This is a genomic window from Veillonella sp. AS16, from assembly GCF_000517785.1.
GTDB lineage: Bacteria > Bacillota > Negativicutes > Veillonellales > Veillonellaceae > Veillonella > Veillonella denticariosi.
This window is the reverse complement of the sequence record NZ_AZYX01000022.1, coordinates 75,711-89,691: the sequence shown is the minus strand read 5'-3', so window position 1 is coordinate 89,691 and position 13,981 is coordinate 75,711. Positions and strand designations below refer to the sequence as shown.

At 46.4% G+C, this 13,981-nt stretch carries 12 protein-coding genes and 3 tRNA genes; 13 read left to right on the top strand and 2 right to left on the bottom strand.

Annotated elements, in window-relative coordinates:
- The first annotated feature begins 45 nt into the window (after positions 1-45).
- The 10 genes from purN to HMPREF1521_RS08280 all read left to right on the top strand — a co-directional run bounded on the left by purN (position 46) and on the right by HMPREF1521_RS08280 (position 11,711).
- A complete protein-coding gene (gene purN, locus HMPREF1521_RS08325; RefSeq protein WP_038118319.1) occupies positions 46-669 on the top strand; it encodes a phosphoribosylglycinamide formyltransferase in 624 nt (207 codons plus the stop codon).
- A 39-nt stretch (positions 670-708) separates the two neighbouring features.
- A complete protein-coding gene (gene purH, locus HMPREF1521_RS08320) occupies positions 709-2,238 on the top strand; it encodes a bifunctional phosphoribosylaminoimidazolecarboxamide formyltransferase/IMP cyclohydrolase (RefSeq protein ID WP_038118087.1) in 1,530 nt (509 codons plus the stop codon).
- 106 nt (positions 2,239-2,344) lie between these two features.
- Positions 2,345-3,607, top strand: a complete 1,263-nt coding sequence (gene purD / locus HMPREF1521_RS08315; protein WP_038118084.1) for a phosphoribosylamine--glycine ligase — start codon at positions 2,345-2,347, stop codon at positions 3,605-3,607.
- Between the two features lie 295 nt (positions 3,608-3,902).
- A complete protein-coding gene (locus tag HMPREF1521_RS08310) occupies positions 3,903-5,045 on the top strand; it encodes an isochorismate synthase (protein WP_038118081.1) in 1,143 nt (380 codons plus the stop codon).
- 123 nt (positions 5,046-5,168) lie between these two features.
- The gene (gene menD / locus HMPREF1521_RS08305; protein ID WP_038118078.1) at positions 5,169-6,950 is read left to right on the top strand and encodes a 2-succinyl-5-enolpyruvyl-6-hydroxy-3-cyclohexene-1-carboxylic-acid synthase; all 1,782 of its coding nucleotides are present in this window, start codon (positions 5,169-5,171) and stop codon (positions 6,948-6,950) included.
- Between the two features lies 1 nt (position 6,951).
- A complete protein-coding gene (gene menH / locus HMPREF1521_RS08300) occupies positions 6,952-7,782 on the top strand; it encodes a 2-succinyl-6-hydroxy-2,4-cyclohexadiene-1-carboxylate synthase (protein ID WP_051435780.1) in 831 nt (276 codons plus the stop codon).
- On the top strand, positions 7,769-8,611 hold the full coding sequence (gene menB, locus HMPREF1521_RS08295; RefSeq protein ID WP_038118076.1) for a 1,4-dihydroxy-2-naphthoyl-CoA synthase: 843 nt from the start codon (positions 7,769-7,771) through the stop codon (positions 8,609-8,611). The genes menH and menB overlap by 14 nt, the downstream gene beginning before the upstream one ends.
- A 155-nt stretch (positions 8,612-8,766) precedes the next feature.
- A complete protein-coding gene (gene menE / locus HMPREF1521_RS08290; RefSeq protein ID WP_038118314.1) occupies positions 8,767-10,158 on the top strand; it encodes an o-succinylbenzoate--CoA ligase in 1,392 nt (463 codons plus the stop codon).
- Positions 10,159-10,185: 27 nt separating this feature from the next.
- The gene (gene menC, locus HMPREF1521_RS08285) at positions 10,186-11,337 is read left to right on the top strand and encodes an o-succinylbenzoate synthase (RefSeq protein ID WP_038118074.1); all 1,152 of its coding nucleotides are present in this window, start codon (positions 10,186-10,188) and stop codon (positions 11,335-11,337) included.
- Positions 11,334-11,711: a PaaI family thioesterase gene (locus HMPREF1521_RS08280; protein ID WP_038118070.1), complete on the top strand. Its 378-nt coding sequence runs from the start codon at positions 11,334-11,336 to the stop codon at positions 11,709-11,711. The genes menC and HMPREF1521_RS08280 overlap by 4 nt, the downstream gene beginning before the upstream one ends.
- Positions 11,712-11,797: 86 nt before the next feature.
- On the opposite strand, the gene HMPREF1521_RS08275 is transcribed toward HMPREF1521_RS08280, so the two are convergent.
- Positions 11,798-12,430, bottom strand: coding sequence for a hypothetical protein (locus HMPREF1521_RS08275; RefSeq protein ID WP_038118067.1), 633 nt, complete (start codon positions 12,428-12,430; stop codon positions 11,798-11,800).
- A gap of 281 nt (positions 12,431-12,711) precedes the next feature.
- On the opposite strand from HMPREF1521_RS08275, the gene HMPREF1521_RS08270 reads away from it, so the two are divergent.
- From HMPREF1521_RS08270 to HMPREF1521_RS08260, 3 genes are all read left to right on the top strand, one after another.
- A tRNA-Asp gene (locus HMPREF1521_RS08270) sits at positions 12,712-12,787 on the top strand.
- Positions 12,788-12,805: 18 nt separating this feature from the next.
- A tRNA-Phe gene (locus HMPREF1521_RS08265) sits at positions 12,806-12,881 on the top strand.
- A gap of 13 nt (positions 12,882-12,894) precedes the next feature.
- Positions 12,895-12,980, top strand: a tRNA-Leu gene (locus tag HMPREF1521_RS08260).
- A gap of 135 nt (positions 12,981-13,115) precedes the next feature.
- Here HMPREF1521_RS08260 and HMPREF1521_RS08255 read toward each other — a convergent pair.
- Complete coding sequence (locus HMPREF1521_RS08255; RefSeq protein ID WP_232203212.1) at positions 13,116-13,631, bottom strand: phage integrase SAM-like domain-containing protein; 516 nt, start codon at positions 13,629-13,631, stop codon at positions 13,116-13,118.
- Positions 13,632-13,981: the final 350 nt, after the last annotated feature.

The following is a 13,981-nucleotide window of genomic DNA, read 5'->3' as shown; positions in this document are numbered from 1 at the left end:
AGTAATAGCGTCGGCAGTATTCCGACCGATGCAGGGAACGGTGGTATGGGTAATAAAGTTGTAAAGAAGAGACTGGCCCTTTTTGCCAGCGGTCGCGGCTCTAACGGCGAAGCTCTTTATAAGGCCATGTGTGACGACTATATCAATGGAATATTCGTTGTAATTATTACGGACCATCATGATGCGGGGATTGTACGGCGTGCGGACGGGTGGGGGATTCCCATCGTCGTCATAGAACGATCGGACTATGACTCCAAGTCGGATTTTGAGGCCGCTCAATTAGAGGCTCTCGCGCCTTATGGAGTGGACGGAATCGTACTTGCCGGATATATGCGCATCCTTGGACGCCAGTTAATCGACAGCTATGAGCATCGGATTTTAAATATTCATCCCGCTTTATTGCCGTCCTTTCCGGGATTGCATGGACATCAACAGGCTATTGATGCGGGCGTAAAGATAACGGGATGTACCGTTCATTTTGTGGATGCCGGTATGGATACGGGACCCGTTATTATGCAGAATACGGTGCCTGTATTGCCTGATGATACGGAGGATACGTTGAGCGAACGGTTATTACCCGTAGAACATGCTACATATGTTGAGGCATTGCGATTATTTTGTGATGATAAGCTTTCCGTTGAGGGGCGTATCGTACGCATTGAAGAATAAGATTGTCATTCTGTGCGAAAACAGAGGTTGGGAGGATATATGATTAAGAATGCACTTTTAAGTGTATCCGATAAAACGGGGATTATAGATTTTGCAAGGGGATTAGCTGAGTTAGGTGTCACCATTTACTCTACAGGCGGCACATTGAAAGTCATCGCTGATGCGGGTATCCCCGTAAAGTCTGTTGAATCCTTGACGGGCTTTCCCGAAATGATGGACGGTCGCGTGAAAACATTACATCCAAGGGTGCATGGCGGTATTTTGGCTATTCGCGATAATAAAGAGCATCAGCAGGCGATGACGGAACATGGTATTGAACCTATCGATTTGGTGGTGGTCAACTTGTATCCGTTTCGGGAAACCATTGCAAAATCTGATGTATCACTGGAGGAGGCTATTGAAAATATCGATATCGGCGGTCCTACAATGGTACGGTCGGCTGCGAAAAATCACGCATATGTAGGTATTGTGGTCAACCCGAATCACTATGATGAAGTTCTTCAAATGTTAAAGACAGACGGTGAATTGTCAAAAGAATATCGTTTCGCTTTGGCGAAGGAAGCCTTTGCACATACGGCAGCTTATGATGTAGCTATCGCCAATTATATGAGCACCATTCTGAAAGAAGGTCCTACACCGCCTGAATATTTAAGCGCTTATGAAAAGGTGACCGATCTTCGGTATGGTGAAAATCCCCATCAACAGGCTGCTTTCTACAGAGAAATCGGCACGGCTCATGGCATGGGGGCATTAAAGCAGTTACATGGCAAGGAATTGTCTTATAACAATATTGTGGATATGGAAGCGGCCTGGAATATGGTGTGGGAATTTACAGGGCCCGCGGCCTGCATCATTAAACACACGAATCCATGCGGAGCCGCTACGGCCGATACATTGAAGGAGGCTTATGTATCGGCTTATGAAGCGGATTCCGTTTCGGCATTTGGCGGTATCGTTGCCCTTAATCGCGAAGTGGACGGCCCCACGGCGGAGGAAATGAGCCATATCTTTTTAGAGGTCATCATGGCGCCGGCTTTCACATCGGAAGCATTGACCATCTTGGAAGCTAAAAAGAATATACGCCTCATCGAATTGTCAAAACCGGAATCTGGTCAAGTGACGGTAAAAAAAGTTTCCGGCGGTTTGTTGGTGCAAACGGAGGATGATATCGCTGAGGATCGCGCAAATTATAAGGTAGTGACGAAGGTGCAGCCTACGGAGGCGCAGTGGAAGGCCCTTGAATTTGCGTGGAAGCTGGTAAAGCATGTGAAATCAAATGCCATACTCATTTCCAATGAGCATCATACATTGGGCGTCGGTGCGGGACAGATGAATCGCGTCGGCTCCGCTAATATTGCGCTGGAACAGGCGGGGGAGGCGGCCCATGGTGCCGTTATGGCATCGGATGCGTTTTTCCCGTTCGGCGATACCGTTGAAGCGGCGGCGAAGCATGGTATTGCGGCGATTATCCAGCCCGGCGGTTCCATTCGGGATGAGGAGTCCATCAAGGCAGCCGACGAAGCGGGCATAGCTATGGTATTCACCGGCATTCGTCATTTTAAACATTGATATCGGAACATGGGATACAGTATTGACAGAGTTTATACTCATTTTAAAAGACCTTTTATATTCTGATTATGAAACTTGGCGCATAATGCGCCGGACGGAGGACTCTATGAAAGTATGTGTCATCGGCAGTGGCGGTCGCGAGCACGCCTTGGCTTGGCGTCTCTCTATCAGCCCCAGCGTAACGAAGGTATACGCTGTTCCCGGCAGTGCGGCCATGTCCGGCTGTGCCGAGTTGGTAGGAATCGACTGGAAGCAAACAGAACACTTGATTCAGTTTCTGAAAGATAATCATGTGGACCTTGTCGTCATCGGCCCTGAAGCTCCGCTTGTGGCTGGACTTAGCGATAGTTTGTGTAACGCGGGTATTCCCGTATTCGGTCCGTCCAAGGCGGCTGCTCAACTGGAAGGCTCCAAGGTCTTTGCGAAGAATCTGATGAAACGCTATGATATCCCGACCGCTGCATATGGCGTATTTTCCGATGTTGAATCCGCAAAGTCATTCATTGATGATACGGGAGCGCCCATCGTAGTGAAGGCCGACGGTCTCGCTGCGGGTAAAGGCGTCGTTGTAGCCATGACCGTGGACGAAGCGTATGCAGCCGTGGAGGATATGCTCAGCGGTAATCGTTTCGGTGAGGCCGGGCATACCGTGGTTATAGAGGAATTTATGGTCGGTGAAGAGGCCAGTCTGCTCGCATTTGTGGACGGCAAGACGGTGGTTCCCATGATTGCTTCTCAAGATCACAAGCGCATCTTTGACGGCGACAAAGGCCCCAATACAGGCGGTATGGGGACCTATGCTCCGGCTCCGGTTCTGATCGATGAACTTCGGGATGAAGCGATGCGGACGATTCTAAATCCCGTTGTAAAAGCATTGGCTGACGAAGGTATGCCGTATGTGGGATGCCTGTATGCGGGCCTCATGATTACCGATGAAGGTCCGAAGGTGGTCGAATTCAATGCGCGCTTCGGCGATCCTGAAACACAAGTGGTATTGCCCTTACTGGACAGCGATTTTGGCGAAGTTATGATGTCCTGTGCCAAGGGTACATTGCAAGCGGAAGAGGTGCGGTGGAAACAATCGTCCGCTGCCTGCGTCATCCTTGCATCGAAAGGTTATCCGGAAACATCTTCGAAAGGTGATGTGATTAAGGGAGATATTGAACCCTATGATACGACTATCGTATTTCATTCCGGTACGAAGCTCGTTGACCATCAGTATGTGACTGATGGCGGTCGCGTTCTGGGTGTCGTGGGGCTCGGAAAGAATCTTCAGACGGCTCTGGATCGAGCCTATGGACGAATCAGTCATATTTCCTTTGACGGTATGCAATACCGTAAGGATATCGGCGCTAAAGCTTTTAAATAAATAATTCTCTACATCGTGGAATTGCGCATGACCCTTCCGGTGGTAAAGTGAAATAATCTTGCCCCTGGGAGGGTCTACTGCTATGTGTTACGGTCGGAGTGGAGGATTGTTTTATTTCTTATTTATGATATAATGAAAACGTGAAAGAGCCCGTTAACGTGCTAGGGCGTTAGGCTCATATCAAAAATGTAGAAACTTTTAACGATGACGCCTGACGTGTAAGAGGAATAAATCCTCTATACGTTAGGCGTTTTATATAGTGAATATTTGATTACATAAATAGCGATATACGATTATGATATATAATAAAGAACCGTTGGAACTGAATAGCCCTGTAGCTTTTTGGCTCAATTTTCCGAATGAGGAACGCGTGTTTTGGGTGGATCGTCAAAGTGACCGTATCGTTGTCGGTGCCAAGCGCTTGGCGACGGTTCTCGATGACGAAGACCGCAAACGGTATGCCTATGTATTTTATGGGGATACTTTTTTTGATGCCTCGAATGACCCTAAATGGGAGGGGATGGGGCATGAGATGATTGCTTTCACCCATTACTATATTGTGGAAAACGGGGAATCCTTTTACCTATATGCGGGGGAACCGGCAGTAATCGAGGACGTACCGGTGCCGCGCGTACGCCATGAGTATGTGGAAACGAGTGATGATAGAACCGACTGGGACCGTTTGATGAATGCTATCGGTGAAAGCATTGCGCATGGAGAAACGACAAAGGTCGTTGCATCCCGTGAGGTTCAGTTTACGAGTCCGGAACCTTTTAACGTGGCAAGCATTTTGGCTAATTTGGCGGATAATAATCCGAATTGTTTTATTTTCGGGTATGAAAAGGATGGCCGCACATTTTTAGGTGCTTCGCCGGAGATTCTGGTGCGTCATCGAGGCAGCGAAATCTTGAGCTATGCGTTGGCCGGAACAGCGCCGAAGGATGGCCCCGGTGCGTGGACAAAGGAACAGTTGCTTACAGATTCTAAAAATTTGCTTGAACACAATATCGTGCGGGACCGGATTTTGAATACCATGAAAGACATTACGCCCCGTATATCGGTAGGGGAAACGGGCATTATGGAGCTGGCTCATCTATACCACTTACGCACTATAATTACCGCTACAGATCCGACGAAGTCTCTGGTTGAATGGGCAAAACTGCTACATCCTACACCGGCCCTCGGCGGTGAACCGCGGGAGAAGGCGCTTGCTCTGTTACAGAAATACGAAACCCATGAGCGAGGTATGTATGCGGCGCCATTCGGCTTTATGAAAGACATGGGGGACGGCATCGTCGTCGTTGCTATTCGGTCCGCTCTCGTTATAGGAAACACACTCTATGCCTACGCCGGCTGCGGCGTAGTAGCCGACTCCGATGCAGATGCGGAGTATGAGGAAACTAACAATAAAATGAGAACCATATTAGATGCATTATAGGTATGTGCCAATATGAAGGGGGCGGTATGTGTTCGAAAAACGACTTGGCGGCTTCGCGAAGCGAAGTGGGTGACCTTGGAGGCTTTTCGGACATATGCCGACCATTACTCTGGGGAGGATCATATGAACGAATATATTGCAGCCCTCGTAGACGAACTGCATCGGCTCGGCGTACGGCATGTCGTATTTAGTCCGGGATCGCGTTCTACGACGATGGCCATGCTTTTTAAGGAGCATAAAGGCTTTGAAACATATATGAATATTGACGAACGGTCGGCTGCTTTTATGGCCTTAGGTATTGCAAAGGCTCATAAGAAGCCGGCTGTACTGGTGTGCACATCAGGTTCTGCGGCGGCTCATTATTTACCGGCTGTTCTGGAGGCTCAATATAGTGGCGTTCCGCTTATTATTTTGTCCGCCGATCGACCTCATACATTACAACATATGGGGGCTCCGCAGACGATAGACCAGCAAAAGCTTTTCGGTACGGCTGTCAATTATTATGAGGAACTATCTGTACCTCGTGAAGAACATTTCTATACGTATCCGCGTCAGGTGGCGCGCAAGGCGTGTATGAAAGCAATGGACCTGAAGCGCGGCCCGGTACATATTAATGTACCTCTCTTTGAGCCGTTGGTACCTGATTTTGATAGAAAGCACTTTGAGGCGGGGCGCATGGAACAATCGTTTTCACTGGTGACCGGTATGTTGCAGCCGAGTGCAATTCAGCCCGTTTACGAGGCGCTTTTGAACAAGAAGGTTATCGTCCTGGCAGGCCCGGCTTGGGGCCTTGACGAAGAAATGGCTATTTTGGAATTGGCGCATATGCTTAAAGCGCCTATTCTTGCAGATCCGCTATCAAATATGCGCCGCATCGATGATGAGCATATCATCACCTCTTATGATGCATTCTTGGCCGATGAAAATCGTCGTGATGCATTGCAACCGGATTGTATTTTACAAATCGGTCAGATGGTTGTATCCAAGCGTGTTCAACAATGGATAGGGGCTATGGACGAGACGACGATTATATCGGTGAGTCCTACTATGGATTATACGAATCCTATGGGAAATACGACCATGTATATTCAGTCGACGGCACAAGGTTTGATGAACGGCTTGAAGCGATATGCTGTTGAATTGCATTCTGCCGGTGCAGCGAATGCTACTGATATGACGCGTATTTCGGCCGGTGCGGCGAATACATTTACTGGAACAGAGAACATTGCTGATGGTTGCGATCAAATGTTTGATACCTCTATCGATGAGTACCTTGCTGCATGGACTGCTACGGAATCATACAGTCGTAATCAATTGGATGCAGTGGCGGAGGAGTCGGAATTATTCGAAGGTCGAACCATTTACATGTTGCAACGATTCATGCCGAAGGACGGTCAAATCATGAGTGCCAACAGCATGAGTATTCGTGATATGGATTATTTCTGGGCCGGACGGCGCAGTGATGCGGATGTATACGGAAATCGCGGTACCAACGGAATCGATGGAACCGTGTCGACCGCATTAGGTCTGTCCACGAACGGAAAGACGACCGTATTGCTGACGGGGGATTTGTCGTTCTTTCACGATTTGAACGGTCTTGCCATTGCAAAGACACATGAACTGAATCTCACTATTGTTCTTCATAACAACGATGGAGGGGGCATTTTTCAATACTTGCCTCAAAAGGGAACGGAGTATTTCGATTATTTATTTAACACGCCGCAAGGCATTGACTATAGCGGTCTTGCCACATTATACGGTGTTGATTATGTGCGCGTTCGGAATAATGCCGATTTAGAGGCGGCGTTCGCACAGTATATCGGTCAGTCGGGGGTACATATCATTGAAATTCCAACATCCAAGGAAGGAAGTCGAGAGTTGCATAAAAAATATCGGATCCACTGATATGCAGCGCATGTATATAGACTTAGGGGCCTATCGATACGGCTTGACTGTTGTCGGTACCGGTGAGCCGCTGGTATGTCTCCACGGATTTTCCGAGTCCGGATATACATGGAACGGGCTTACGCTGCCGGGGTATCGCATGATTCGCATCGATACGATCGGTCATGGTGATTCTGATGTTCCTGATGACGAGGCGGCCTATACGATTCCCGTTATGATGGAGGATTTGCATACGGTTCTGTATCATGTGGCCGGTGAAAGCTATCATCTGATGGGGTACTCCATGGGGGCAAGGTTAGCTTTGCTCTATACATTGCAATATGAGTCGGAGGTCAAACGCCTCATTTTAGAGAGCGGTTCCGTCGGGATTGCCGCGGATTCGGAACGTGAGGAGCGAAGACGAACTGATGAAGAGTTGGCTAAACGTATCGAAACTCACGATGGAGCGTGGTTTGCGAATTGTTGGGCGCAAGCGCCGATTTTTGCATCACAACAGCGACTTTCACAGAAGAAACGGGAACTCATATATCGTAGACGTGCACATAACAGCCCGAATGCGTTAGCCGCTACATTGCGTGGATCGGGACAGGGTATCATGCCCTATGTGGGTGATGATTTGAAAAAATTATCCGTACCCGGACTATATGTGAGTGGCGCGTTGGACACAAAATATACTACAATAGGAAGAGATGTGTTCGGCATGATGCCGAACTTTCACCATGTCATCGTCGAAGGGGCGGGGCATAATGTGCACATAGAGCAGCCGCGCGCGTTTGAGCAGGCGGTGCTGGATTTTTTAGATGAGAAAGGTTACATCCATGAGCAAATTTGATTGGAAAGTACTAGATCGTAATTACGAAGACATTATTTATGAGACCTATAACGGTATTGCAAAGATTACTATCAATCGTCCGCAGGTGCGCAACGCGTTCCGTCCGAAAACGGTTATGGAATTGATTGATGCGTTTACGGTGGCCCGTGAAGATAACGAAGTGGGCGTCATTGTCTTGACAGGTGCGAATCATGGTCAAGGGGAGGAGAAAGAGGCGTTCTGCTCCGGTGGCGACCAAAGCGTGCGCGGTCACGGCGGCTATGTAGGTGAGGATAATGTGCCGCGCCTTAATGTGCTGGATTTACAGCGTTTGATCCGTGTTATCCCCAAACCTGTTATCGCCATGGTAAACGGCTACGCTATCGGTGGCGGCCATGTATTGCATATCGTGTGTGACCTTACCATCGCTTCCGAAAATGCGAAATTCGGTCAAACCGGACCTCGTGTTGGTTCTTTTGATGCGGGATACGGTGCGGGTTATCTGGCGCGTATGATCGGTCATAAACGGGCTCGTGAAGTTTGGTTCCTCTGCCGTCAATACACGGCTGCACAGGCTTATGAAATGGGTATGGTCAACTGCGTTGTGCCGTTCGATAAACTCGAAGAGGAAACGGTACAATGGTGCAGCGAAATCCTTGAATTATCTCCTATGGCTTTGCGTATGTTGAAGGGCGCCTTCAATGCGGATACGGACGGCCTTGCGGGTTTACAACAATTTGCAGGGGATGCGACATTGATGTATTATACTATCGATGAAGCTAAGGAAGGTCGCGATGCGTTTAAGGAAAAACGCAAACCTAATTTTAAACAATTTCCTAAGTTCCCTTAATGAAATAATGCATGAGGTGAGAGTCGTTCGGTATGAGGTGATATGTTTCGGCTCCCGCTGATGTGTTTTGCTGATACGATTCGCATAGAGCGCCTCCTTGTGGGGCGCCTTTCTTTTACATATGGTTTTGCATTGATGATGTGATGAAAGGTAATATGATGGAGTGGTTACGCTACGGTGCTCGGCACTATCCAAATCGCATATGCATGAATGGGTATACCTACGAGGAGATATGTCGAGGGGTAATCTATGCAGCCCGTAGCATGGAATCACTAGATGCGTCGAGAATTGCTGTTTTATCCGATAATTCCGTGACGATGGCAATCTATATTTTGGCGGCTATGTTGGCTCATAAAGAGGTCCTATTATTGAATGTACATCTCAAGACGAACGAGATTGAAGCTCAACTGTCACAGCTAGGTGTTACGACTGTATTGCACAGCGTTGAGCGCCGTCATCAGGTGCCGGACTCCGCTACTTCTGTTGTGTTTGAATCGTGTGAAAGTATTATTTCGGCTCCCGAGTTGGAGGATACGTTTGACTGGACCTTTAACGATACGGACGTTGCGGCCATCATGAATACGAGCGCCACGACGGGGCAGTTTAAGTCCGTTCCCTTGCGTTGGGGACAGATTCAGGCCCATGTAAAGGCGTCCCGATCTGTATTAGGCGTAACCGTTGAAGACAACTGGCTCATGGTATTACCGCTATTTCACGTCAGCGGTTTATCTATTCTGATGCGGTCCTTGTATAACGGCACGGCCCTTACGGTGCTACCGAAATATGATGAGGATAAGGTACTTGATCTCATCAATCGTAATCAGATCAATATGATGTCATTGGTGCCTACCATTTTGACTCGATTGGAGCCGAGCATTCAACATCATAATTTACGTGTCATCTTACTGGGCGGTGAATTTATTCCCCGGTCCCTTATTGAAGCCTGCTTAAAAAAGAATTTGCCAATTTATAAGACTTACGGAATGACAGAAACCTTTAGTCAAAGCGTGACATTTTCTGTGCTGGATCATCCTGATAAAGCTGAGTCCGTCGGATTGCCGTTGCCGGGCATGACGGTGCGCATTGTTGATGCCGATGAAGAGGGAGTCGGTGAAATTCATCTGAAAGGCCCTATGGTTATGAGCGGTTATATCAATCGTGAACCCATCGATGGTGATTTTAATACGGATGATATGGGATATGTTGATGAGGACGGCTTTGTATACATCCTGAATCGACGTAAAGACCTCATCATTTCCGGCGGTGAAAATATTTATCCTAAGGAAATCGAGGACTTACTGTATACGTTGGATGCTATTAAAGAATGCGCCGTAGTACCTATGCCGCATCCGAAATGGGGGCAGGTGCCGGCACTCTTCTTGGCTTTTAATGATAATCAGAGGCTTGGAAAAGATGAAATACTCGCCTTTTTACAGGATCGTTTAGCGAAATACAAGATTCCTCAATATGTGCAGGTGATGGATTTTTTACCGAGAAACGGAACGGGAAAGATTATGCGCAATACTCTTATTCCACGGGAGCGTTAATTTATGTAGGTATGTAGTGAGGTGCTTATGAATGATATATTAAACTTTAAAAGTATTACTACTTACCGATTGCGAATGCCTTTGAAATTTACTTTTAAGACGGTGAAGGGAGAGGTGCGTGATCGAGAAACGATAGTGGTTCGTATCGAAGATCAGCAGGGCTATGTAGGATATGGAGAATGCGTAGCTTTCACGACCCCTTTTTATACGGTGGAAACGGTGGACTCCTGTTGGCGCACCATAGTCGATGACTATGTGTTCAACCTGCGTCTCATGCGGCCGGCCAAGTTGATGACCTATATTCGGCAATTGCAGTTTTGGATGAAGCGGGACGGCATGCCCATGGCTATCGCGGCCCTTGAAAATGCGCTCATCAATCTGCATTGTGAGCGAATCGGTGTCAATTCCGTATCGTATATTATGGATCAACCGCTATGTGACACTATACAGAGCGGTCTCGTCATCGGAGATATGGCGATGGAGGGGCTTTTACCTACGGTGGAACGATTTGTTGCAACCAGCTGCAATCGCATTAAGGTGAAGGTAAATCCCGTAGATGGTTATGAGCGTATGGCTCGAATACGTGACGCATACCCCGATTTGGTGCTCGCAGCCGATGCGAATCAGAGTTATACCTATGATGAAATTGACAAGGTGCGGCAGTATGATGAGCTGGGCCTTACCTGTATCGAGGAGCCCTTTGCCATCGCGTCGCTAGAGTCTTACCGGGACTGGAAATGGAAACGGCTCAATTCGGATGACTGGCACGTTATGACGCCTATCTGTCTGGATGAATCGATTTTGGGCTATGATGATTTGTCCTATGCCATTGAATTCGGACTCATAGATGTGCTCAATGTGAAAGTAGGGCGTATGGGCGGCCTTGTACCGACAAAGGCGGCCATCAATCTGTGTCGGGAGCGTCATATTCCGTATTGGATCGGCAGTATGATGGAATCAGGTATCTCCAAGATGCTTCATGTACAATTGGCGGCTCTCGGGGATTCATATATGGCGGGGGATTTATCCGACTCGTCCCGATACTTTGAAAGGGATCTTATCTATCCCGACTTATCTTTTAGAGATGGCGTTATGAGTGTTCCTGACGGAGACGGCTCAGGTGTGACTGTGTTTGATGATCGCATTGAAGAATATTGTGTGGAGAGACGAAGATTATGACATTAATAGATTCCTTACAAATTGATAAACCTCATATGACAAGTGATACCACATGTGAGGCGGTTATGCATTTGGACAGCTTTCACAGTCAACCGCAAGGATATTTAAACGGTGGTGCTACATTGGCGTTCGCGGAAATCGTAGCCGGCATGATGACGAATGAACTCATAGATGAAAGTAAATTCGGCGTGGGGCAATCCGTTACGGCGAATCATTTACGCCCTATGAAATGTGAAGGTGAGTTGACGGCCCGCGGCACATTGCTCGTGAAGGGGAAGATGTCACATGTATGGCGTTTCGATATGCTGGATGACCAGGAGCGCCTCATATCTCAGGTGACGGTTACCTTGGCCATTGTCAATTTTGAGCGATAAATAAACACAAAAGGACACATCCTGTGATTCGGTATCACAGATGTGTCCTTTATTGTACATAAGGTGCTCTGAAAGAGTGCTTTCTATTATTTTCGTGTAATCGTATATAGATCTTCAATATCCGGTATATCGTAAATAACCCAAGTGCCATCGCCGAGATGACGCATCAAGAGACGAATGTCCTTCGTCATATTGTGTTTGTTATTCTGTACGGTTACCGTTACAGTTGCTTTATCATCGTCCTCTTCTGATGATTTAATGTTTTTGATTTCTACATCGTGGCCTTCAAACATACGGCCTTCGATGAGCCGATCGACCATAGACTTTTTGTCGCTATCGGATTGGTTGGTAGTGGAGCTTTCATGAGCCGCCTGTTGAGAGGAAAAACTGGACGGATCGGCAATATATTTTCGTATTACATCCTCTAATAATGCGGGACCGAATGTTTTGCTTGCGGCGATGGCCGCTTTGCCGAATGGATTGGATGTGTCTACATATGTATTGCCTTCGCGTTCGACGATATTGCGCACAATCGATTTTGTATCGATATGTCGCAAGGCTTCGTCCGCATCTTTATCCTTTACGGCCTGATATATAATCTGTAATGTATATGCCGGCGTATGAGGCATATACCACCAGAAATACCATGCTGCGCCTAAAATGCCTACGATAGCGATAATGATGGTGATAATGACACCTTTGGAATTAAATCGATTCATAAGGACCCTTTCTGTTATAGATATGTTGTGAGTATTTTTACACATGGATATATACATATTGTAGCATATGAAGTAAAGTACTTTGATTAAATACAAAAATTAATGGATTCCTTCGTATAATGACGGAAATATGTGTATTCTTGATTATTTCTTGTGATGAAAGCTTTAAAGCGTTGATAATAGCATAGAATAGAGAAATTTATAAAAATTTTTCGATAAATAGTTGCGTTAGTTCGGAATTTATGATATTCTATCTAAGTAGTCAACGCGAGTTGATACGCGGCCCCGTGGTGTAGCGGTTAACATGTCGCCCTGTCACGGCGAAGATCGTCAGTTCAAATCTGATCGGGGTCGCCATTTTTTTTTACGAAAAATGCCTCGGTAGCTCAGTCGGTAGAGCAACGGACTGAAAATCCGTGTGTCGACAGTTCGATTCTGTCCTGAGGCACCATTTTCTATTCCATGCGGTTGTGGTGGAATGGCAGACACGCCATCTTGAGGGGGTGGTGAGCTAACGCTCGTGCGGGTTCAAGTCCCGCCAACCGCACCAAGTTGATTAAATAAGGAGTTACAGGTGATTCTGTAACCCCTTATTTTTATTTGACATCATAAAATCTTGCGTGGTTTGACATCATTTTGACATCAGAATATTTTAGAGATACGTTCCACGATGTCATCTTCCATTTTAGGTGTCACATGTGAGTAGGTATCCATCGTTTCCTGGAATGAAGCATGCCCTAGACGTTCTTGTAATCTCATCTGCTGTTAAAGTTACCATGTGCCTGACTTTTACTTGCTTTGGTCGGTCTAGGTTGCGCATATAATTTTTAGGGATGATATCATCCTTTACAGCATGTTCTAATATCGAACTCAGTATTATCATGGTGTAGGATATAGTTCGAGAGGATAACCCATCCATAGATTCAAATACATATCTTAGAGTGTTTGGTTTGATTTCAGCCAGCTTTACGCTACCTATTTTGTCTCTAATATAACGATTAATGATGCCTGTATAGCTTTGATAGGTAGCTGGTGTTATGCTCTTTTCTTTTAACTGTAGCCAAATATTAATCCAATGATCTAATGTTATTGTGGCATCAAAATTTGCACATGATTGATTAGCATTTACGTATTTCTCCATAGCTTCCGTAGCAGCTTTCTTTGTGCTGCCATAAAAGTATTTTCGCTTACCGTTTATCATCTCGATACCTGGTAACGACCGTCGGATCGTTTTTTAGCCATAAAAATAACCTCCTAGGCATAAAATTGGTGTAACAAATTAAGCCTCAGAGGTTTTATTTGATATAATGATATTGGAGTAAAAATGAAGTACCTCTAAGGTATGTAGTTTTTAATAGTCCTCACTGCGGTGAGGGCTTATTTTTTTGTAATGGGGGTATTGCACGGATTAGTAGGGAAGACTTATAATGAAAGTAGGGAAGGAGGATGTACTATGAACGTATTTAAGCAATTAGAGTGGTCTATTAATGCTTTTTGTATTTGCTTAATTGCAGTAACTTTGTTATTACCATCATTGTATTTTGATAGTAT

Excerpts from the sequence above, each read along its gene's own strand:
- purN (WP_038118319.1), top strand. The coding sequence starts at position 46 with ATGGGTAATAAAGTTGTAAAGAAGAGACTGGCCCTTTTTGCCAGCGGT.
- purH (WP_038118087.1), top strand. The coding sequence starts at position 709 with ATGATTAAGAATGCACTTTTAAGTGTATCCGATAAAACGGGGATTATA.
- purD (WP_038118084.1), top strand. The coding sequence starts at position 2,345 with ATGAAAGTATGTGTCATCGGCAGTGGCGGTCGCGAGCACGCCTTGGCT.
- HMPREF1521_RS08310 (WP_038118081.1), top strand. The coding sequence starts at position 3,903 with ATGATATATAATAAAGAACCGTTGGAACTGAATAGCCCTGTAGCTTTT.
- menD (WP_038118078.1), top strand. The coding sequence starts at position 5,169 with ATGAACGAATATATTGCAGCCCTCGTAGACGAACTGCATCGGCTCGGC.
- menH (WP_051435780.1), top strand. The coding sequence starts at position 6,952 with ATGCAGCGCATGTATATAGACTTAGGGGCCTATCGATACGGCTTGACT.
- menB (WP_038118076.1), top strand. The coding sequence starts at position 7,769 with ATGAGCAAATTTGATTGGAAAGTACTAGATCGTAATTACGAAGACATT.
- menE (WP_038118314.1), top strand. The coding sequence starts at position 8,767 with ATGATGGAGTGGTTACGCTACGGTGCTCGGCACTATCCAAATCGCATA.
- menC (WP_038118074.1), top strand. The coding sequence starts at position 10,186 with ATGAATGATATATTAAACTTTAAAAGTATTACTACTTACCGATTGCGA.
- HMPREF1521_RS08280 (WP_038118070.1), top strand. The coding sequence starts at position 11,334 with ATGACATTAATAGATTCCTTACAAATTGATAAACCTCATATGACAAGT.
- HMPREF1521_RS08275 (WP_038118067.1), bottom strand. The coding sequence starts at position 12,430 with ATGAATCGATTTAATTCCAAAGGTGTCATTATCACCATCATTATCGCT.
- HMPREF1521_RS08255 (WP_232203212.1), bottom strand. The coding sequence starts at position 13,631 with ATGATAAACGGTAAGCGAAAATACTTTTATGGCAGCACAAAGAAAGCT.